The 21481-nt window shown below is 66.2% G+C and carries 16 protein-coding genes; 6 read left to right on the top strand and 10 right to left on the bottom strand.

The features are described from left to right. Nucleotides 1-27 precede the first annotated feature (27 nt). Both AC5P8Z_RS12675 and AC5P8Z_RS12670 read right to left on the bottom strand, forming a co-directional pair. Entirely contained in the window at nucleotides 28-270 is a 243-nt protein-coding gene (locus AC5P8Z_RS12675) for a type B 50S ribosomal protein L31 (RefSeq protein ID WP_010484049.1), read from the bottom strand. Nucleotides 271-359: 89 nt separating this feature from the next. Then, nucleotides 360-1298, bottom strand: coding sequence for a nucleoside hydrolase (locus tag AC5P8Z_RS12670; RefSeq protein WP_495229168.1), 939 nt, complete (start codon nucleotides 1296-1298; stop codon nucleotides 360-362). A gap of 483 nt (nucleotides 1299-1781) precedes the next feature. Here AC5P8Z_RS12670 and AC5P8Z_RS12665 point away from each other — a divergent pair, with 483 nt between their 5' ends. Further along, nucleotides 1782-4172 carry an autotransporter family protein gene (locus AC5P8Z_RS12665; protein WP_495229167.1) on the top strand — a complete coding sequence of 797 codons (2391 nt, stop codon included), beginning with the start codon at nucleotides 1782-1784 and terminating at the stop codon, nucleotides 4170-4172. 84 nt (nucleotides 4173-4256) lie between these two features. Here AC5P8Z_RS12665 and AC5P8Z_RS12660 read toward each other — a convergent pair whose 3' ends face one another. The 3 genes from AC5P8Z_RS12660 to AC5P8Z_RS12650 are packed head-to-tail and all read right to left on the bottom strand — an operon-like array spanning nucleotide 4257 to nucleotide 8271. Beyond that, a complete protein-coding gene (locus AC5P8Z_RS12660) occupies nucleotides 4257-5270 on the bottom strand; it encodes a fimbrial protein (protein ID WP_286069704.1) in 1014 nt (337 codons plus the stop codon). Further along, nucleotides 5267-5776, bottom strand: a complete 510-nt coding sequence (locus tag AC5P8Z_RS12655; RefSeq protein ID WP_286069705.1) for a fimbrial protein — start codon at nucleotides 5774-5776, stop codon at nucleotides 5267-5269. The genes AC5P8Z_RS12660 and AC5P8Z_RS12655 overlap by 4 nt, the downstream gene beginning before the upstream one ends. Before the next feature lie 38 nt (nucleotides 5777-5814). Continuing rightward, complete coding sequence (locus AC5P8Z_RS12650) at nucleotides 5815-8271, bottom strand: fimbria/pilus outer membrane usher protein (protein WP_495229177.1); 2457 nt, start codon at nucleotides 8269-8271, stop codon at nucleotides 5815-5817. Between the two features lie 482 nt (nucleotides 8272-8753). On the opposite strand from AC5P8Z_RS12650, the gene AC5P8Z_RS12645 reads away from it, so the two are divergent. Together AC5P8Z_RS12645 and AC5P8Z_RS12640 are read left to right on the top strand one after the other, a co-directional pair. Beyond that, the gene (locus AC5P8Z_RS12645; protein ID WP_495229166.1) at nucleotides 8754-9269 is read left to right on the top strand and encodes a fimbrial protein; all 516 of its coding nucleotides are present in this window, start codon (nucleotides 8754-8756) and stop codon (nucleotides 9267-9269) included. A gap of 64 nt (nucleotides 9270-9333) precedes the next feature. Then, nucleotides 9334-10044 carry a fimbrial biogenesis chaperone gene (locus AC5P8Z_RS12640; RefSeq protein WP_286069710.1) on the top strand — a complete coding sequence of 237 codons (711 nt, stop codon included), beginning with the start codon at nucleotides 9334-9336 and terminating at the stop codon, nucleotides 10042-10044. 129 nt (nucleotides 10045-10173) lie between these two features. Here AC5P8Z_RS12640 and recG read toward each other — a convergent pair whose 3' ends face one another. The 5 genes from recG to gmk all read right to left on the bottom strand — a co-directional run bounded on the left by recG (nucleotide 10174) and on the right by gmk (nucleotide 16220). Beyond that, on the bottom strand, nucleotides 10174-12285 hold the full coding sequence (gene recG, locus AC5P8Z_RS12635) for an ATP-dependent DNA helicase RecG (protein WP_495229165.1): 2112 nt from the start codon (nucleotides 12283-12285) through the stop codon (nucleotides 10174-10176). Between the two features lie 7 nt (nucleotides 12286-12292). Further along, nucleotides 12293-12679 carry a RidA family protein gene (locus AC5P8Z_RS12630; protein ID WP_286069712.1) on the bottom strand — a complete coding sequence of 129 codons (387 nt, stop codon included), beginning with the start codon at nucleotides 12677-12679 and terminating at the stop codon, nucleotides 12293-12295. 196 nt (nucleotides 12680-12875) lie between these two features. Continuing rightward, on the bottom strand, nucleotides 12876-15038 hold the full coding sequence (locus tag AC5P8Z_RS12625) for a RelA/SpoT family protein (RefSeq protein WP_110713471.1): 2163 nt from the start codon (nucleotides 15036-15038) through the stop codon (nucleotides 12876-12878). A gap of 106 nt (nucleotides 15039-15144) precedes the next feature. Continuing rightward, nucleotides 15145-15444, bottom strand: coding sequence for a DNA-directed RNA polymerase subunit omega (gene rpoZ, locus AC5P8Z_RS12620; RefSeq protein ID WP_005410877.1), 300 nt, complete (start codon nucleotides 15442-15444; stop codon nucleotides 15145-15147). A gap of 110 nt (nucleotides 15445-15554) precedes the next feature. Further along, entirely contained in the window at nucleotides 15555-16220 is a 666-nt protein-coding gene (gmk, locus tag AC5P8Z_RS12615; RefSeq protein WP_495229164.1) for a guanylate kinase, read from the bottom strand. Nucleotides 16221-16525: 305 nt separating this feature from the next. On the opposite strand from gmk, the gene fdnG reads away from it, so the two are divergent. Genes fdnG through AC5P8Z_RS12600 form a run of 3 tightly spaced genes read left to right on the top strand, consistent with a single transcriptional unit; the run spans nucleotide 16526 to nucleotide 21166 of the window. Further along, nucleotides 16526-19594: a formate dehydrogenase-N subunit alpha gene (fdnG, locus tag AC5P8Z_RS12610; protein WP_495229163.1), complete on the top strand. Its 3069-nt coding sequence runs from the start codon at nucleotides 16526-16528 to the stop codon at nucleotides 19592-19594. A 10-nt stretch (nucleotides 19595-19604) separates the two neighbouring features. Continuing rightward, entirely contained in the window at nucleotides 19605-20522 is a 918-nt protein-coding gene (fdxH, locus tag AC5P8Z_RS12605) for a formate dehydrogenase subunit beta (protein ID WP_197633721.1), read from the top strand. Further along, the gene (locus AC5P8Z_RS12600) at nucleotides 20519-21166 is read left to right on the top strand and encodes a formate dehydrogenase subunit gamma (RefSeq protein ID WP_495229162.1); all 648 of its coding nucleotides are present in this window, start codon (nucleotides 20519-20521) and stop codon (nucleotides 21164-21166) included. Before fdxH ends, AC5P8Z_RS12600 begins: the two co-directional genes overlap by 4 nt. The last annotated feature ends 315 nt before the right edge of the window (nucleotides 21167-21481 follow it).

Raw genomic sequence — 21481 nt, 5'->3', positions numbered from 1 at the left:
CCGTCGGTTCGAAGCTGGATCGACAGATCAGCGCGCGTAGCGCTTCTGGAACTTGTCGATACGGCCCGAGGTGTCGATGACCTTGTGCTTGCCCGTGTAGAACGGGTGCGAAGCCGAGGAAATTTCAACCTTCACCAGCGGGTAGTCGTTGCCGTCTTCCCACTTGATGGTTTCCTTCGTCGCCATGGTCGAGCGGGTCAGGATCTTGAAATCGGAGGTGACGTCATGGAAGACGACGTCGCGGTAGTTCGGATGGATATCGGCCTTCATGGGCTCACACCGTAAATGGGCTGGTGGTCAAGAGCGGCATTATAAGCACCGGTTGCCGCCCGGGGCAACCGGTTGCCGGTCAATCGACCTCAGTCCGCGCCCAGGGCCTGGCGCACCAGCGCCTCGAAACGCTGCTGGTCGTAGGCCATCAGCAGATCGCAGTTGTCCGGCTGGCCGGTCTGACGGTTCCAGTCGACGATGGTGGCACCGCGGCTGAACGTACCGTTCAGTTCCACGTTCAGCGGACGCGATTCCACCTGCAGCTGCCCTTCCGGGTTCAGCGCCCAGGCCATGGCCACCGCATCGGCGGTGTACCAGCGGCCGCCCTTGGCGTCTTCGGACAGCGCGCGGGTCTTGCGCGAGATCAGCTCGTAGAAGCGGGCGCGATCGGAATCGGCCTGCAGCCACTGCTCGGCCTGCTCAAGCGGCAGGCCGTGGGCGACGGTGGCTTCCCAGTCCGACACCAGCAGGTGCTTGAACGAGGTGAACACCACGTGCGCCGCTTCCGGGTCGAAGGCGATGTTGAACTCGGCGGCCGGGGTGATGTTGCCGTGGCAGGTGACGGCACCGCCCATCACCACGATGCGCTTGATGCGCTGAGGCAGGGTCGGATCCAGCTTCAGCGCCAGCGCCAGGTTGGTCAGCGGGCCGAGCATCACCAGCATCAGCTCACCGGCGTACTTGTGCGACAGGCGCAGGATGGCCAGCGCGGCGTGCTCGGTTTCGGCCTGGCGGCTGGGCGGCGGCAGGTCCACGTCGCCGTAGCCATCACGGCCATGCACGTGGGCAGCGTCGACGGAGGGATGCAGCAGCGGATCGGGGCTGCCGGCAAACACCGGGACGTCGGTGCGGCCGACGATGTCGCAGAGCTTGAGGGCGTTGCGGACGGTGTACTCGAGGCCGACATTGCCGGCGGCGATGGTCAGGGCAACCACGTCGTGCCGTTCATCGGCGAAGGCCATTAGCAGGGCCAGGGCGTCGTCCACACCGGGGTCGGTGTCGATCAACAGCGGGATCTTGTGGGTCATCGTTGCCGTCTTCAGATCGGCAACGAAGTGTGGACCGGGTTGATGACCGTTGCAAGACCACCTTGCCCCGGGGGCAAATGCGACGGAGATGGGGTCAGAGCCCTTTGCTGTGCAAAGGGATCCGACCCCTGCGCGAAACGCAGCTGAGCGTGGGCTTGGCTCTACAGGGATGGCAGTGAAATGCCGCCGGGCATGGCCCGGCGCTACCGGGTTCAATGCTCTGAACATCCCCCTACCCGGCAGCCGGGTGACCGGAGGTTTGCAACTTTTTGCATGGGCAGGCGCCTCCCGTCAGCCCAGACTTCGTGCCGATCAAGACATGCCACGGCGGGTTCAACCCGTATCTGTTGGGGATCAGCCGGCATCATTTTTCATTTTTTTCACACGGTCAGGGTATACGTCACAAGCCTGAACGCGCCTGAACGCACGCTTGCGACCATCCAGCACCACTGTCTGGCCATTTCTGGGATAGAGGAGAGATCCATGCGCGTCTACAACGCCGGGGCCCACGCCCCTTCAGTCCGCCTGCTGGTACGCAGCCTGATTACCGCCCTTTCCCTGACGCCGATCACTGCCGCGTGGGCCGGTGACCTGGACGATGGTTTCGCGCGGGTGCAGCCGGGAGACCCGGTCGAGGAATGGCGGTTGATCAATGACTCCCTGCTGGAAGTGCTGGGCGGCGAAGCCAACACAATCAGCGCCCAGGACACGTCACGCGTGTATCTGGAGCGCGCCATCGTCAACCGCAGCGGCACCTCCCAGCATGCGGTGAGCCTCAACGGAGATGCGGGTCTGCAGGCAATTTCTACCACCTTCCGCGGCGGCGGGATCCATGTAAATGATCGTGCGCGGGTACATCTGGTTGACAGCCAGATCCTGGTTGCGCCCGACGGCATGCGGCCGGGACAGTTGCTGTCCATCGGCGTCGACATGGCATACAGCGCCGCCAGCTCGGCCTCGTTCAATGGCGAAGCGAGGATCGATTCCACCCTGATCAGGGTGGCCGATACGGAGACGCCCCGCGATATCGGCAGTGGTCTTGGCCTGCGCATGACCCATGGCCAGGCAGACCTCATCAATGGATCGCGGATCGAGGCGGCCAACGTTGGCGCGCTGCTGTGGGGTACCCGTTACGCCACGCCGGTGATCCGCCTGGGCGTGGACGGATCGACAGTGGAATCGGGGCGCGGCGCCGCGATCCGCGTTGCCGTGGATGCGCCCAGCGTGTTTGATATTACCGTCGCCAATGACTCGCAGCTGCGTGGCGGAGACGGCAACCTGCTGCTGGTCAACACGGAAAACGGCGCCACCCTGCCGGGCGAGAGCACGGTGAATTTCACCGTGGATGACGCCCGCCTGGCGGGCAACGTGCGCTTTGATGCGGCCGACGTTGCCGCCAGCGTCAATGTCGTCCTGCGCAACAGTGCACAGATCGATGGCCGCTTAATCAATGTGACCTCGGCCGATATCGGCAGCGAGAGCACCTGGCTGATGACCGGCGACAGCACCGTCGGCCGGCTCACGCTCGGTGCGGGCGGCACGGTGGCGCTGGGCAACGGCACCGCGTTCAACACGCTGCGCCTGGATACCTTCACTGGCAATGGCGGCACGTTGCTGTTCAATACCCAGCTGGGTGACGACAGCGCACTCACCGACCGGCTGGTGATCGCGGGCGATGCCAGCGGCCAGGCCAACGTGCGCGTCCTCAATGCCGGCGGTGCAGGCGCGAAGACCGACCGCGGTATCGAACTGATCGATATCGGCGGTGCCTCCAATGCGCAGTTCGACCTGGTCGGCCGCGCAGTGGGTGGGCAATACGAGTACTTCCTGGTCAAGGATGCCAATGGCAACTGGTATCTGCGCTCGGAACTGACCGCCAAGCCGGACCCGTGCGTGATTGACCCGAGCCTGCCCGAGTGCACGCCGATTGATCCGGTGGACCCGATCGAGCCTCCGCCGCCGATCCTGCGACCGGAAACCGGCGCCTACCTGGCCAACCAGTTTGCGCTGGACCGGCTGCTGCGCCACACCTACCGCGACCGCCAGGGCGACGCTGCAGCGCCCGATGGCATCCGCGGCTGGGCACGGGTGGAGTCTGCCCAGAGCCGACTGGGCGCCGTGGATGACCAGCTTGACCTGCGGGTGCACCGCTCGCGCCTGCAGCTGGGCGCGGACATCGGCGTGTTCGATGACAGCCGTGGCCGCATCGGCGTGATGGGCACCGCTGCACGCAGCAGCGCCACTTCGCGCTCGGACATTACCGGATTCAGCGCACGCGGCAAGGTGGAAGGCGGTGCGCTGGGCGTGTATGGCAACTGGGCCAGCGACGCCCTGTATGTGGATGCCAGCGTGCAGCGCGGGCAGTTCCGCAACCGTGTGCAGGGTGACGGCCTGGCCGAAGAACGCTACGACGCCGATCTCTGGCAGTCGTCTCTGGAAGCAGGCTATGGCTTCGATATCGGCCAGATCGGTACGACCACACTGCGCCTGCAGCCGGAAGTGCAGCTGGTGTACACCGACGCCCGCACCGACCGCCACGAAGAGGACAATGGCACGGTGGTCCGCAGCCTGGGCGACAGCGGCCTGTCTGGCCGGCTGGGCGTGCGTCTGCAGGGCCAGGGCCACAGCACGGCCGGCGCTTCGGTCAGCCCCTATCTGCTGGCCAACTGGTACCGCGACGGGGCCAACGACGGCATGGCCTTCGACGATGAAGTGCTGAAGGCCGGTATTCCGCGCAACCGCTATGAGCTGAAAGCTGGCGCACGGCTCGACTTCCGATCCGGCCTGAGTGCCTGGGGCGGCCTTGGCCTGATGCGCGGGCACCATGGCTACCGGGAGGTTGGCGGCAGCATAAGTGTTTCCTACGCCTGGTGAAGCAGGTGCGTCAGGCCGTCGTGCGCGGCCTGGCGCTACTGAGGGGTAGATCCACGCCATGCGTGGATGCCAGACGGTCACCCACTACCAGTAGTCGACGTCGAGCACAGCCTCACCGTTGATGATGCCGGGCGTAAGCGCATCGGTCGTGCGGTAGTAGCGTGCGGTGAACGCATGATCATGGGTGCCGCCGACGCCGGGGTCGAAATCCCACTGCTGGCCGAACTGCACTTCTTTGCCGGCACGCAGCAGCTGCACACGCACGCCGCCGGCGCTGGAGCCCGCCACCGGGGTCAGCTGACTACCGGTGTTCGACGCATCTGCAGCGTCATGCAGCGACATCCTCGCCCGGGGCACGCTGGCGCCGCAGTCCATGCGTATCGCAACCACCTTTTCTGCTGCGGTGCTGCCTGGCGACGTCAGTTCGGCGAAGTTGACGTCGCGCAGGCTTTCCGTGGCGTCCTGCAGGGGGCATGTCGCGTGCGGGAAGGTCAGCTCGATCTGGATCGGCATTGTCATGTTGAGCGATGGAAAATCCGGCGTCTCCATCTGCAGGCTCCCGGCCATCGCGTAGGTCCGCATCGGGGCCTTGCGCGAGAACGCTACCACCCGCAGGTTGAACGTGGCCGTCATGGGGCCGCTGCCTGCATCCAGCACGTAGGCCGTGGCAGTACCCGGCGTGAGGGCCACTTCTGGCCATGCCAGAGCCTGGAAAAACACGAACCCGAACAGCGGCGAATCATCTGCGAAATCGAACACCGGCACCGTCTTTCCTTGGTAGACGATGGTACCGGCGGCCCTCAGTCCAGGCATGTCGAGGGTAAGTATCATGTCCGACATCCTCGGACCGCAGTTGTCGTACCACGCAACCCCCGCGCGATAATCCATCTCACGTCGTTCGTACGGTGGCGAGGATGTGTAAGTCCTGACGAAGTTCAATGGGCGGGCGGTGCCTCCCGTGCAGGCCGCAGCCGTGGCACTGATGCCCAGCAGGCACAGCAGGCTGCTCACTGCAGCCAGGCGCATGCGATTCAGATGCGAAATGCGGCGTGCCGGGCTTGAACTTCCCGCCGCCGCGATTGTTGCCCTGATGCTCATTCGTAATCCGCCGTAACAAGGATTTCAGTGGAGACCAGGCCTGCACTCGGCGCCTGCGCGGTCGGGAGGAAGTACGCTGCGCGCAGGTCGTAGCGCGCCGTGGCACCGGTAACCGGCACGTCGATGCCGGTGTCGCCGTCCTTCAGGTAGGTGCTGCCGCTGGTGCCGGACAGCAGCGAGATCGATACGCCACCGGCCGCATCTGCGGTGGCGGTGTTCTTCCAACGTGTAGCATCGCCATCGGCGGCGGTGCCGGCGAAGGACAGCACCGCCTTGCTGACACCCACGCAGCCTGTGAATTCCAGTGCGCCGGCCTTGATCTGGCTGTCGGTGCCCGGGGTCAGGTCGCTGGCCTTGACCTCATCAAGTGCGATCGTCGCATCGGTGAGTGTGCAGGTGCCCGGCAGCACCCGCCCGCTGATGGTGAGGGTGGCGGTGTCGGCCAGCGCCAGCGGTGCAGCCGCCAGCAGCGCGGTGCACAGGGCCAGGCGATTGAACAGGTTCATGCAGGTGCTCCTTGGATCAGAAGAATGAAGTCAGGACATCAGAAGGACGTGGGCTCAACCGCGTCCAGGGCGGCCTGCAACGCAGGGCTGGGGGCTGGCAGCGGCGCGCAGACCGACTGGCTCCACGACAGGCCGTAGGCATCGGGCGCAGCCGGCGTGGTGTAGTGCAGGCGGCAGCGGTGCGGCCCCTCTGGATCGACAATCAGCTGGCCCTGCTCGGGCGCGCCGCGCAGCTGGATCACCCCGCCCTGCCCCACGGCGCCGTAGCTGCGGCCGCTCTCATCCTCGATTCGCGCGGCAAACGGCAGCGGCTGGCCAAGGGCATCGGTGGCATCGATGAACAGCGTGCGCTCGCGGGTGGCATTGAAGGCCACGCGCACGATGCTGCCGGCCGTGGGTGCCACCCGCTGCGAGGTCTGCAACAGTTCCACGTCCATCGAAAGGCCGGACGGGTCCAGCTCGATCTGGTTCCACTGGTAAGGGCTGACATGCGGCAGCAGGGCATAGCCGTTGCGGCCGACGCGTGCCTCATTGCCGTAGCCGATGCGGGCGCCCTGCGCGCCGTCAGCCTGCACCAGGGCAAAGCCATCGCCCACCGGCGCACCAAAGTTGACGCCGCCGCGGTGCATCACCACGCTGCCGGCAGCGCTGGCATTGACGGAGCTGTAATCACCCGAGCGGCTGTAGCCGGCGGTGACCGTGCCATGGCCGCCGCGGTAGGACGCATAGGCGCTGGTGCTGCCCGCAGCGTCACTGGCCTCACTGGCGGACACGCTGTAACTGAACTGCTGATCCGCGCCGGCGCTGCCACTGACACCCAACTGCGCCTGCTGACCGCGGTCGGACTGGGCCAGCTGCGCACTCAGGCGCGGCGCACGCGGTGCCGTGCCCAGCGGGAGGCTGAGGGTGGCGGCATAGCGGGTGTCCTGGCGGCCCTCGCCCACGCGCAGGCGCATGGCCGACAGACCCAGGTTGGCGCGGCCGATGCGGGTCTGGAAGCGCAGCTGCAGATCGTTCTGCTGCTGCGCGCCGTCCCAGTAGCGCACGTGCCCGCCGCTGAGCGAGAGCGTGCTGCGTTCGCCCAGACGCTGCGAGAAGTTGATCTGGAAGCGCTGCCGCGCGCGGCCGGCAAACCCCCAGTCATCGTTGTATACCTGGGCGAAATCATTCAGGCCCAGGTAGCCATGGGTGCTGTAGCGCAGCGCGGCCAGGCCGACGTTGGTACCGGTTTCAGCGATGTAGCGCTGGTAGTTCAGCCGGAAGCTGTTGCCGGCCATCTGCGTTCCGTTACCCAGGTGCGCACGTGCATGGGTGATGTCGGCACCGAAGGCACCGATGGGCGTGTTGATGGCGCCGCCGAAGAGCGCGGACTGGAAGCCTTCGGCGATCTGCACGCCGCCCAGCGCGGTGAAGTGGTTGCTGATGCCTCGCGCATAGGTGGCTTCGGTAAAGCGCAGGGCCTGGCGCGTGCCGCGTGCGTCGCGCAGTTCACCGGCGGTGGCACTGAAGCGGCTGGCACCAGGGCGCAGCGCCTGCGGCACCGCCGAGAAGCTGACGTTGAACTGCTGCTGGCGGCCATCGGCCTCGGTGACGGTGACGTCCAGGTCGCCACCGAAGTTGGTCGGGTACAGGTCCTCGATCGAGAACGGACCCGGCGCAACGCTCACCTCGTGGATGACGTGGCCGTTCTGGCGGATGGTGACCACGGCATTGGTCTCGGCAATGCCCTGCACTACCGGCGCAAAGCCACGCAGCGAATCGGGCAGCATGCGCTCATCGCTGGCCACGCGTGCACCGGTGAACGACAGTGACTCGAACAGTTCGCCACCGGTATTGCCCTGGCCCAGCAGCAGCTGCGCATTCCATGCCGGCAGATCGCGCTGCAGGGTGCTGCTGATGACATCGTGGCGCGAGCCATGGGTGCCCTGGCTGAAGGACGCGCGGTGGCGCAGCCGCCATGCGCCCAGATTCACCCCGGTATTGAGGCCGAGATAGGTGTCCTGCTGGCCGTGGCTGCGGCTGTGGTTGAGGCTGTAATCGAAGAAAGCGGCCGTGACACCATGGTCACGCTGCGCCGGCGCCACGTAGCCGCGCGCGTTGCGCGCCTGCGCCGCATGCGGCACGTTCACCAGCAGCTGCAGGTTGCCGGCATCGAATTCGACGGTGGCACCTTCGACCAGCGCCGGCAGCGCGACGCAGCTTTCATCGTCAGGGTCCAGCGCATCCAGATAGGCCGCCTTCAACGGCAGACCACGCACCAGCCCGGCCGGCAGGCACGGTTTAGCCCCCAGCGGTTCCGGCGCCTGCACGAAGGTGATATCGCGCGTGTCCAGGTACTGGCCGTTGATGATGACGTCCAACGGATACACGCCCGGCTCCATCGGGTTGCCGTACGCATAGCGCTGCATGTCGATGGCCTTGCCACCGATCAGGAAGCCCTCACTGAACTCCAGAGGCGCCACTTCATTGGCAGCCGCCTGGCTGGCGATCGCCATCGCAAGGGCCAGTCCCAGCGGACAGCTGGAAGGGGCGTGCAACGCACGGAGATACAAGGGGCGCTGAAGCATGGCGGCGGTCATTCGATGCGGGCAAAACCGACATCGCTCGTGTTCGAGGAGGCCGCATCGTAGGCAGCGCCTTGGCGTGATCACATGCAATTTGTTGCAAAACGACAGCGGGGCGCTGCGGCGCGTGGAATTCACCAATGCGCTTGTTTCAGGGCAATTCAGGCTCGTGCACTCGAGATCCGGCTGTCAATCGAATGACTTGCAGCTTGCTTTGCACCCTGAGGCTAGTGACGCACCCGGCCCGACACGTCGTTTTCTGACTCACCGCTTTACCGAAAGCACGAATGCAATGAACGCACAAGCGTTTTGCAACTAATTGCATTTCAACGCGTCCAGCGTCCGGGAACAGTGTGCACCGTGACTGGACCACCCCGTGTGGCCCTTCTGTTTCCCAACCTAAGGACATTCCCATGTCAAAGCGATTGAACCTGATCACCGCTGGTGCGCTTGCGCTGGCCCTGTCGCCCACTGCGTTCGCAGAGAAGCTGGAAATCACCGGCGAACTGATGGCAAGCACCTGCGCGGTGGATGCCACCGGCGGCACCATCACCGTGCCGATGGGCAAGGTGGATGTGGCGTGGGTGAATGGCGCTGAGCGTGCCGGCATGAAGAACTTCAGCATCGTGCTGGATTGCACCGGTGCCGGTGCCGCGCAGGACGTGGGGGTGCGCTTTGGCGGTACGCCCGATGGCAGCACCGGCAACCTAGCACTGACGGCGGCCTCCACCGCAAGCAACGTGGGCGTGGCGCTGTACGACGCTGCCGGCAACCACCAGAAGCTGGGCGACGATCCGCTGCAGTGGGTGAACATCCCGGCCGCCGGCAAGGGCCAGCTGGACTACACCGCCTGGTACTCCTCGCCCGGCAAGGATGCGAAGGCCGGCACCGCCAACGCATCCGGCGATTTCGTGGTGCTTTACAAGTAAGCCCCCGCGCGCCGCCGCGGCGGCGCGTTCATTACCCGAGGATGATCGAATGAAGATCCGTGCAATGACGTGGACAACCGCGCTGCTGGCTGGCGCACTGGCGCTGCCGGCATCGGCAGCGGTGACGCTGCAGGGCACGCGTATCGTGCACGACGCCGCGCAGGGCCGGGATGTCACGGTGAAGGCCACCAACGGCGGCGAGCAGGCGGCCATGGTGCAGGTCTGGATCGATGATGGCGACAGCCATGCCCGCCCGGAGAATGTGCGTACGCCGTTCCGGCTGACGCCCGCCGAGCCGCGCCTGCTGCAGGCGCATCAGGGCCAGGCCTACCGCGTGACCTATGCACCGCGGCCTTCGGAACAGCCGCTGCCAACCGATCGCGAATCGGTGTTCTATTTCAATCTGCTGGATATTCCTCCCAAGCCCAGCGACGCCGCCGGCAAGAACCTGCTGCAGTTTGCCGTGCGCACGCGGGTGAAGCTGTTCCATCGGCCGGCGGGGTTGCCGGGCAGCGCCCGCGAGGCGGCGGGCCAGCTGCAGTGGCGTGCTGAGGGTAATGCGCTTCAGGTGAGCAACCCCAGCGCCTACCACGTGACGCTGAGCACGCTGACGCTGCCGGATGGCCGCACGCTGGAAGTGGACATGATCGCACCGGGCGGACAGGCCATGCTGCCGCTGCCGGCCGGTGCGGGCACCCCCGCGACGGTCGCGTTCCAGTGGCTGGACGATTACGGCACCCCGCGCGATGCGGAAGCGAAGGTGGCCGCGCCGTAGATCCACGCCGTTGCGCCCCCCCTGCGCGAACGGCCGCCGGGCATGGCCCGGCGCTACCGGGGCGTGCACTTTCGTCGTGGAGGGGGTCAGAGCCCTTTGCGCAGCAAAGAGGTCTGACCCCTTCGGCTGTTACGCCGAGGCGTAGCGCACGGCGGTGCCGATCCAGCGCTGCACCACGCGGTCGGCCAGCGCGGGTTGCTGGGCCAGCAGGCGCTCGGCCAGATCGTGCACGCCGGGCAGCAGGCCAGCGTCGCGGGCCAGATCGGCAATGCGGAAGCCAGCCAGGCCGGTCTGGCGCGTGCCCAGCAGTTCGCCGGGGCCGCGCAGTTCCAGATCCTTTTCGGCAATGACGAAACCATCGTTGGTTTCGCGCATGGTCTGCAGGCGTTCGCGTGCCATCTGCGAGAGCGGGGCCTGATACAGCAGCACGCAGCGCGACACCGCCGAACCACGACCGACGCGGCCGCGCAGCTGGTGCAGCTGGGCCAGGCCAAGGCGCTCGGCATTCTCGATCACCATCAACGAGGCATTGGGCACGTCCACGCCCACTTCGATGACGGTGGTCGCCACCAGCAGATCGATCTCGCCGGCCTTGAACGCCACCATCGTGGCCAGCTTTTCCGCGGCTTTCAGGCGGCCATGCACCAGCCCCACGCGCACGCCGGGCAGCAGCGCCTGCAGCGATTCGTAGGTGGCCTGCGCGGGCGTGGCATCCAGCTCTTCGCTTTCCTCGATGAGCGTGCACACCCAGTACACCTGCCGCCCTTCCTGGCAGGCCAGGGCGATGCGTTCGATCAGCTCCGGGCGACGGTCGTTGTTCAATGCCACGGTCTGCACCGGCGTACGCCCCGGCGGCAGTTCGTCGATGGCCGACACATCCAGGTCTGCGTACTCGGACATCGCCAGCGTGCGCGGAATCGGTGTTGCGGTCATCACCAGCTGGTGCGGCACACTGTGTGCGCCTGCCCCCTTGTCGCGCAGGGCAAGCCGCTGGTGCACGCCGAAGCGGTGCTGCTCGTCGACGATGGCCAGGGCCAGGTCCTGGAACACCACCGCGTCCTGCATCAGCGCGTGGGTGCCGACCACCACCTGCGCTTCGCCAGTGGCGACCTGCTCCATCACCTTGGCGCGCGCCTTGCCGGTGACCTTGCCGGCCAGCCAGGCAATGCGCACGCCGAGCGGTTCCAGCCAGCCGCGCAGGTTGTTGAGGTGCTGCTCGGCCAGCAGCTCGGTGGGTGCCGCCAATGCGACCTGCTTGCCCTGCTCCACCGCCAGCATCGCCGCCAGCGCGGCGACCACGGTCTTGCCGGAGCCGACATCGCCCTGCACCAGCCGCAGCATCGGGCTGGGGCGCGACAGGTCTTCGCGGATCTGCTTGAACACGCGCGCCTGTGCGCCGGTCAGTGCGAACGGCAACTGCTTCAGCAGCGCCTTGGCCAGCTTGCCCGGACCCGCGAGCGGCGGTGCATGGTGTGCCTGCAACGCGATGCGCTGGCGACGCAGGCTGAGGTGGTGGGCCAGCAGTTCTTCCATCGCCAGGCGGCGCTGGGCCGGATGGGTGCCGGCGGCCAGCGCGGCCAGATCGGCATCCGGCGGCGGCCGGTGCACGGTCAGCAGCGCGCTGCGCAGCGACGGCAGGCCGAGCCCATCGAGCCAGCCACTGGGCAGCAGTTCCAGCGTGCTTTCCTCGGGCAGGCGGTCCAGCGCCTGGCCGATCAGCTTGCGCATCGTCATCGGGCCGACGCCTTCGACGGTGGGATACACCGGGTCGAGGCGGTCGCCGAGTTCGGGATCGTCGTTGCGGCCCAGCACCTGGTAGCTGGGGTGGACGATTTCCAGGCCAAGGTGGCCGGGCTTGGGCGTGCCGAAGCAGCGCAGCCGGTTGCCGACCGCGAACTGGCCGACCTGCTGCTGGCGGAAATGGAAGAAGCGCAGCACCAGGGTGCCCTGCCCTTCGTCTTCCACCGCCACTTTCAGCATCGGCCGGTAGCGCATGCCGCGCTCGACCGCGACCACCCGCCCCTCCACCTGCGCCGGCACGCCGTTGCGCAGGTCTTCGATGCGGGTCAGCCGGGTGCGGTCTTCATAGCGCAGCGGCAGGTGAAGCCAGAGATCCTGCAGGGTGGCCAGGCCACGCGCCTGCAGTTTGGCGGCCACGGCCGGACCGACGCCAGCGAGCATCGCCAGGGATGCTTCGCCGGACGGTGACAGGACCGGGGTGACCGCCGCCTTGCGTGCCACGTTGCGGTCAGTCGATGACCATCACTGCGTCGACCTCGAAGTTGGCGCCCTTCGGCAGGCCGGAGACTTCGATGGTGGAACGGGCCGGGTACGGGGCCTGGAAGTAGTCCTGCATGACCGCGTTGACCTTGGCGAACTCGCCCAGATCGGTCAGGTACAGGCCCAGGCGCACGACCTTGTCCAGCGAACCACCAGCAGCTTCGGCCACGGCCTTGAGGTTGTCGAAGGCGCGACGGGCCTGCGCTTCCACGTCACCCACGCCGACGATGTCGCCGGTGGCCGGGTCCAGCGGAATCTGGCCGGAGAAGTACACGGTGTTGCCGGCGCGCACGGCCTGCGAGTACGGGCCGATGGCGGCAGGAGCCTTTTCGGTGTTGATGATCTGGCGGGACATGGGTCGCTCCGGTGCTTGGGGGAAAACAGAGCGGTGATTGTACCGGGTGGGGGTGCATCCACGCATGGCGTGGATCTACGGCAATCCGGTCATGTGATGCCCCGTCTGTAGAGCCGAGCCCATGCTCGGCTGCTCCAGCCCGAGGCAGCCGAGCATGGGCTCGGCTCTACAGAAAGCATCCACCCATGGCGTGGCTCTACTGGCGGCGCACCGACTGCACGACCGACAGGCGGCGCAGGCGCCGCATCACTTCGGCCAGGTGGTTGCGGTCGCGTACCTGGATGTTGAACGCCAGCACGGCGGCGTTGAAGTCGCGGTCCAGGTAATCCACGCGCTCGATGTTGGAGTGGCTCTGCGCGATCGCCGCGGCCAGCTGCGCCAGCACGCCGGTGCCGTTCTCCACTTCCACCACCAGCGAGGTGTCGTAGTCGCCGGAAACGGTGGTGTCCCAGCCGATCGGCACCCAGCGCTCGGGCGACTTGCGCAGCTCGGCCAGGTTCGGGCAGTCCATGCGGTGCACCACGATGCCCTTGCCGGCGGTGTGGTAACCCATGATCTCGTCGCCGGGAATCGGCTGGCAGCAGCCGGCGAAGGTGACCACGCCGCGCTCGCTGCCGTTGATCAGGATCTTTTCCTGCGAATGGTGGCGCGAATGCGGGCCGCCCCGCAGTTCGGCGTAGGCCATCAGTGCCTGCGCGGCCTGGGTCGGCATCCAGTTGCCCAGTGCGACCTCGGCCAGCAGGGCTTCCAGGCGCGGGAAGCGGTGTTCGGTAAGGAACGCGTCCAGGCGCCCCTTCGGCAGGCGCTCCAGCGAGGAATCCATCGCTTCCAGCGCGCGGTCCAGCATGCGGTGGCCCAGCTGCACGGCGTCTTCGTGCTCCAGCTGCTTGAGCTGGTGGCGGATGGCGGTGCGCGCCTTGCTGGTGACCACGAATTCCAGCCACTGCGGTTTCGGCGTGGCCGAGCGCGCGGTGATGATCTCCACCGACTGCCCCGAGACCAGCTTGGTGCGCAGCGGCACCAGTTTCTTGTCCACGCGCGAGGCCACCGCCATGTTGCCGACGTCGGTATGCACGGCGTAGGCGAAATCGAGCGCGGTGGAGTTGCGCGGCAGGGCCAGGATCTTGCCTTTCGGCGTGAACAGGTAGACCTCGTCCGGGAACAGGTCGACCTTGACGTTGTCGAGGAACTCCAGCGAGGAACCGGCGGCGCGCTGCGAGTCGATCAGTTCGACGATCCAGGCATGTGCACGGCTCTGCGCGCTGTTGGGCGAATCGCCGCCGAACTTGTAGGTCCAGTGCGCGGCCACGCCACGCTCGGCGATCAGGTCCATTTCCTCGGTGCGGATCTGCACTTCGATCGGCGAGCCATACGGCCCGAACAGCACGGTATGCAGCGACTGGTAACCGTTGGCCTTGGGAATGGCGATGAAATCGCGGAAGCGGCCATCCAGCGGCTTGAAGGTGGCATGCACCGAACCCAGCGCGTGGTAGCAGCTGGGCACGCTGCGCACGACCAGGCGGAAGCCGAACACGTCCATCACCTGGTCGAAGGATTTGTTCTCGTCGCGCATCTTGTTGTAGATGCTCCACGGCGTCTTGATGCGGCTGACCAGGCGGTGCTCGATGCCCTCCTTGGCCAGGCGCTGCGACAGCTGCACTTCCACCTGCGCCATCGCCTCGCGGCGTACCACCGGCTGGCTGCGGATGTGTTTTTCGATGATGGCGTGGCGCCACGGGTACAGCGCCTTGAAGCCCAGGTTCTGCAGCTCGCTCTTGACCAGGCTCATGCCCAGGCGCTGGGCGATGGGCGCGTAGATCTCCAGCGTCTCGCGGGCGATGCGGCCGCGTGCTTCGCGACTCTGCGCGCCCAGCGTGCGCATGTTGTGCAGGCGGTCGGCCAGCTTGATCATGATCACGCGCAGGTCACGCGACATCGCCAGCAGCATCTTGCGGAAGCTCTCGGCGGCCGCTTCCTGGCGATCGCGGAACTTCAGCTTGTCCAGCTTGGTCACGCCGTCGACCAGCTCGGCCACGGCTTCGCCGAACTCGGCGGCCAGTGCCTCGCGGGTCAGCGGGGTGTCTTCGATGGTGTCATGCAGGATCGCGGCGATCAGCGCTTCCACGTCCAGGCCCAGCTCGGCCAGCACCTGCGCCACCGCCACCGGATGGGTGATATAGGGTTCGCCCGACTTGCGCGTCTGCCCGGCGTGCGCGGCGGCTCCGACTTCCCAGGCACGGCGCAGCAGCGGCAGCTGTTCCGGCGGCAGGTAGTGGGCGGCGCGTTCAAGCTGGAGGACGTAGTCGGGTACGGCGGCAGCGGGGGCTGCGGCGACCTTGGCAGTGGGGCCTGGGTTCATGCCCGAAGCCTATTCCAGCGCGGCGTTTACGGCAAATCCTGAATGCGAAACAGCCCGCACGGGGCGGGCTGTTCGGCACATCCAACGATTACGTTGATCGATGCGATCAATCGTCGTTCTTGGACATGTCTTCGTCGGCGACCACTTCCGCGGCAGCCCACTCCAGCGCTTCGCGCTCGGCGCGCTCACGCTCGGCCTTCTCGACTTCGTCGATCAGCGCGTTGTCGATCTTGCGGGCGGCGATTTCGCGCAGCGCCAGCACAGTCGGCTTGTCCTCGGTCTCGCTGTTGTCCAGCGTGGCCTGCACGCCGTTGGCGAGCTGGCGGGCACGCTTGGACGCCATCATGACCAGTTCGAAACGGTTGTTAACGACTTCCAGGCAATCTTCTACGGTGATGCGGGCCATACGGGCTCCCGGCGACCGGTCGGCCGCTCAGTCGAATGAGGGAAAGGGGACGGAGTGTACTGGCAGGGGCTGGACAAAATCAAGCCAACCCCCACCCGATTCTTTTGGAATCAGTCAGTTGCGCCCGGATCGGGGGTCAACAGGGCCTGGATCAGGCCGGCATGGCGGACCTTCTGGGCCTCCCGGCGCAGGCGGCTGGCGGTGAAGATGGCGCACAGCTCGTCCACGGCAGTGTCGAACACCTCGTTGACGATGACGTAGTCGAACTCGTTGAAGTGCAGCATTTCATCGCGGGCCGCGCCCAGGCGCTGGGCGATGACCGCCTCGCTGTCCTGGCCGCGCTTGCGCATGCGGTCCTGCAGCGCCTGCTTGGAGGGCGGCAGGATGAACACGGTGACCGTGCCCGGCACCAGCTGGCGCACCTGCTGGGCGCCCTGCCAGTCGATCTCCAGCAGCACGTCCTGGCCGGCGGCCAGCTGCGGCTCCACCGACTGCCGGGCGGTGCCCTTCCAGTCACCGTGCACCCATGCATGCTCGAAGAAGTCGCCGGCGGCGATCATTTCCTCGAACTTCTCGGCAGAGACGAAATGGTAGTGCTGGCCGTTCACTTCACCCGGACGCATCGCGCGCGAGGTGAAGGAGATCGACAGGGCGATCTGCGGGTCGCGCGCCAGGGTGGCGTTGACGATGCTGCTCTTGCCGGCGCCGGACGGGGCGGCAACGATGTACAGCGTGCCGCGCGCGATGGCGGCCGACGGATTCGACGGGGCGCTCATGCGGGGGATCCAACGGGTTGATTTCGCAAACTTTTTTCCTCGGTGTTCCAGATCCGGCGCGGAGGATCGCGCCAGGATGGCGGGGGCTGCGCGGAACATCCTGGAACCAGGCCCGGCAGACGCTTCCCCGGGGTGCGGGCACTCAACTTTACCAGAGCGTTTACCAGAGCGGCCCCTTTGCGCGCCCGCCCGGCCGGCGCCGGCCCTTGTGCCACATGGGTATCCGGGGGCCTGTGCTATAACCGGGCCGTACCTACCGACAGCCGGGTGGTCTGCGTGCCGCCCCGCCATCCAAGGAGAACGGCATGCCCTCGATGAGTCGCCGCCAGTTCCTGAAGGTCACCGGGACAACCCTGGTGGGCTCCAGCCTGGCTTTGATGGGCTTCGCGCCCGGCATCGCGCTCGCGGAGGTCCGGCAATACAAGCTGACCCGCGCGACCGAGACCCGCAACACCTGTACCTACTGTTCGGTGGCCTGCGGCATCCTGATGTACAGCCTCGGCGATGGTGCCAAGAACGCCGAGCCCAGCATCTTCCATATCGAAGGCGACCCGGACCATCCGGTGAACCGCGGCACGCTGTGCCCGAAGGGGGCCGGCCTGGTCGACATCATCCACAGCAAGTCGCGGCTGCTCTACCCCGAGTACCGCGCGCCGGGCTCGAACGAATGGAAGCGGCTGAGCTGGGACGATGCGCTGGACCGCATCGCCCGGCTGATGAAGGAAGACCGCGACGCCAACTTCGTGCAGAAGAACGAGGCCGGGCAGACGGTCAACCGCTGGCTGACCACCGGCATGCTGGCGGCCTCGGCCACCAGCAATGAAACCGCGGTGCTGACCCACAAGGTCGTCCGCTCCCTTGGCATGTTGGCATTCGACAACCAGGCACGTGTCTGACACGGCCCGACGGTGGCAGGTCTTGCCCCGACGCTAGGCCGTGGTGCGATGACGAATCACTGGGTCGACATCAAGAATGCCGACCTGATCCTGATCATGGGTGGCAATGCCGCCGAGGCGCACCCGTGCGGGTTCAAATGGGTGACCGAAGCCAAGGCACACAACAAGGCCCGGCTGATCGTGGTCGATCCGCGGTTCAACCGCTCGGCTGCGGTGGCCGACGTGTACGCGCCGATCCGCACCGGCACCGACATCGTGTTCCTGGGCGGCCTGATCAACTACCTGTTGACCGAGGACCGCATCCAGCACGAGTACGTGCTGAACTACACCGACATGTCGTTCCTGGTGAAGGACGAATTCGCCTTCAAGGACGGCCTGTATTCGGGCTACAACGCCGAGAAGCGCAGCTACGACCGCTCCAGCTGGGACTACGTGTACGGCGATGACGGTTTCGTGCGCAGCGACCCGACGCTGCAGGACCCGCGCTGCGTCTACACCCTGCTCAAGCAGCACTACGCGCGCTACACCGTGGAGATGGTCGAGCGCATCTGCGGTACGCCGGCCGACAGCATCCGCCAGATCTGGGACATGATCGCGTCCACCGCCGGCAAGGACAAGGCGATGACCATCCTGTACGCGCTGGGCTGGACGCAGCACTCGATCGGCGCGCAGAACGTGCGTGCCGGCACCATGGTGCAGCTGCTGCTGGGCAACATCGGCGTGGCCGGTGGCGGCATGAACGCACTGCGCGGGCATTCCAACATCCAGGGCCTGACCGACATCGGCCTGATGTCCGACCTGCTGCCCGGCTACCTCACGCTGCCGAAACAGGACGAGCAGGACTACCACGCCTACATCGCAAAACGCACGCAGAAGCCGCTGCGCGCCAACCAGATGTCGTTCTGGCAGAACTACCCGAAGTTCCACGTCAGTCTGATGAAATCGTGGTGGGGCGACGCCGCCACTGCCGACAACAACTGGTGTTTCGATTACCTGCCCAAGCTCGACAAGCCGTACGACATGCTGCAGGCGTACGAGCTGATGAACGAAGGCAAGATCCACGGCTACATCTGCCAGGGCTTCAACCCACTGGCCTCGGCACCGAACAAGGGCAAGCTGATCAGCGCGTTCTCCAAGCTGAAGTTCATGGTCAGCATGGACCCGCTGGAAACCGAGACCATCGCGTTCTGGCAGAACCACGGTGCATTGAATGATGTTGATCCCAGCGCGATCCAGACCGAGGTGTTCCGTCTGCCGACCACTTCCTTCGCCGAGGAGAACGGCGCGGTGGTGAATTCCTCGCGCTGGCTGCAGTGGCACTGGAAGGGTGCCAATCCGCCGGGTGAAGCGCGCAGCGACATCGAGATCATGTCCGAGCTGTTCCATCGCATCAAAGCGCTGTACGAGAAGGACGGCGGTGCGTGGTGGGAGCCGGTGCGCGACCTGGCCTGGAAATATTCCAATCCCGAGGCACCGACGCCGGAAGAGCTGGCGATGGAATACAACGGCAAGGCGCTGGTGGATGTGTTCGACCCGAAGGACCCAACCAGGCTGGTGCGAAAGGCCGGCGAGCAGCTGGCCGCGTTCGGCGACCTGCGCGACGACGGCAGCACCTCCTCCGGCTGCTGGATCTACATCGGTGCCTGGGGCCCGACCGGCAACATGATGGCGCGGCGTGACAACAGTGACCCGACTGGCATCGGCAATACCCTCGGCTGGGCCTGGGCATGGCCGGCCAACCGTCGCGTGATGTACAACCGCGCTTCGTGCGACGTGGCCGGGCAGCCGTTCGATCCGCGGCGCACGTTGCTGGCCTGGAACGGCAAGAACTGGGGCAGCGTGGACGTGCCGGACTTCAAGGCCGACGAAGATCCCGCCGGTGGCATGGGCCCGTTCATCATGAATCCGGAAGGCATCGCCCGCTTCTTCGCCAAGGCCGGCATGGCCGAAGGCCCGTTCCCGGAGCACTACGAACCGTTCGACACGCCGCTGCGCAGCAATCCGCTCAGCCCCGGCCAAGCGCAGACGCTGAACAACCCGGCCGCGCGCGTGTTCGCCAGCGACCGCGCACAGATCGGCTCGCCGGACGAATTCCCGCATGTAGCCACCACCTACCGCCTGACCGAGCATTTCCACTTCTGGACCAAGCACGGCAAGCTCAACGCCATCATCCAGCCCGAGCAGTTCGTCGAGATCGGCGCCGCACTGGCCGACGAGCTGGGCATCAACAACGGCAGCCGCGTGCGCGTGAGTTCCAAGCGCGGCCATATCGAAGCCGTGGCGATGGTGACCAAGCGCATCAAGGCCCTGCAGATCGATGGAAAGACCGTGCACCAGGTGGGCATTCCGATCCACTGGGGTTTCCTCGGTGCAGCCAAGCCCGGCTACATCGCCAATACGCTGACCAACGCCATCGGTGACGGCAATTCGCAGACGCCCGAATCGAAGTGCATCCTGGTCAAGGTCGAGAAGGTGTAGGAGACACGCCATGTCACTGCAATCGCTGGACATCATCCGCCGCTCGGCCACCACCACGCCCTCGCCACAGGCGCGCAGCGCCCACACCGGACAGGTCGCCAAGCTCATCGACGTGAGCAAATGCATCGGCTGCAAGGCCTGCCAGGTCGCGTGCATGGAGTGGAACGACCTGCGCGACGAGGTCGGCAGCTGCGTCGGCAGCTACGACAATCCACCGGACCTGAGCGACCAGTCGTGGACGGTGATGAAGTTCCGCGAGTACGAGGACGAGAAGGGCAAGCTGGAGTGGCTGATCCGCAAGGAAGGCTGCATGCACTGCAGCGACCCGGGCTGCCTGAAGGCCTGCCCGTCGCCCGGCGCGATCATCCAGTACGCCAACGGCATCGTCGACTTCCAGGAAGAGAACTGCATCGGCTGTGGCTACTGCGTCACCGGCTGCCCGTTCGACGTGCCGCGCATCTCCAAGAAGGACCACAAGGCCTACAAATGCACGCTGTGTTCGGACCGGGTGGCGGTGGGCCAGGAGCCGGCCTGCGTGAAGACCTGCCCGACCGGCGCGATCACCTTCGGCAGCAAGCAGGCGATGACCGAACATGCCGCCGGCCGCGTGGAAGACCTGAAATCACGCGGCTACGAGAATGCCGGGCTGTACGACCCGCAGGGCGTGGGTGGCACCCACGTGATGTACGTGCTGCAGCATGTGGACAAGCCCGAGCTGTATGCCGACCTGCCCAAGGACCCGCGGATCAGCCCGATGGTGGAAGTCTGGAAGGGCGTGGCCAAGCCGCTGGGCGTGCTGGCGATCGCCGCCACCGCCTTCGCGGGGTTCCTGCATTACATCGGCATCGGCCGCAATACGGTCAATGACGAGGAAGAAGAGGAAGCCGAGCACGAGGCGAAGAAGATCGAAGAGGAGCAGCGGCCATGAAGTACGCACCGCACCCGCGACAGATCATCCGCTACCGTGCGCCGACCCGCATCAACCACTGGATCGTGGCGATCTGCTTCGTGCTGACGGCCTTGTCCGGGCTGGCGTTGTTCCACCCCGCCCTGTTCCCGCTGACCCAACTGTTCGGTGGCGGGCCATGGACGCGCATCCTGCACCCGTTCGTAGGCCTGGCCATGGTGGTGGGCTTTGCGTTGCTGGCCTTCCGCATGTGGCGCGACAATCTGCCGACGGCCGATGACCGCGCGTGGATGCGCGGCATGCGTGACGTGCTGCGCAACGAGGACGAGCGGCTGCCACCGGTGGGCCGTTTCAATGCCGGCCAGAAGCTGCTGTTCTGGGCGATCATCGGCTGCCTTTCGGCGCTGCTGCTGACCGGCTTTGTGATCTGGCGGCAGTACTTCAGCCACTTCTTCCCGATCGGGGTGATCCGCTTCTCGGTGCTTGCCCATGCGCTGTTCGGCTGGGTGCTGATCTGCGCGATCGTGGTGCACATCTATGCGGCGATCTGGATCAAGGGGTCAGTGCGGGCGATGACCCAGGGCAAGGTGACCTATGGGTGGGCGTACAAGCACCACCGGCAGTGGTTCCGCGACATCCTGCGCGGGCGGCGGGAAGAGGGGTAGCGACAGGGCCTGCGGCCCTGCACCCGCTTCAAGCCAAGGCAACAGCAACAGCAGCTATCCGTGGGATGGCGGGGTGGGTCCGGTTGCGGGGGACGCCGTGAATACGTCCATGTAGGCTCGGTCGCCGCTTGCTCGTGTGCGCTTTCCTGCGCACACGGCAAGACCAGGGTTGGGCGTCCTGCCCAACCCGCCAGAGGCATGCCTCGGGCCCATGCGGCTCACGCCCCCGCAACCGGACCCACCCCGCCTTCGACAGTGTCCTGCGATCTGTCGGGACGGCGTTTTACGTTGCGATTGGTGGGTGTCGACCTTGGT

This window comes from Stenotrophomonas sp. YJH_SMC_17 (genome assembly GCF_059371655.1).
The sequence above is the reverse complement of the archived record's forward strand: the minus strand, read 5'-3'. Positions and strand labels throughout refer to the sequence as shown.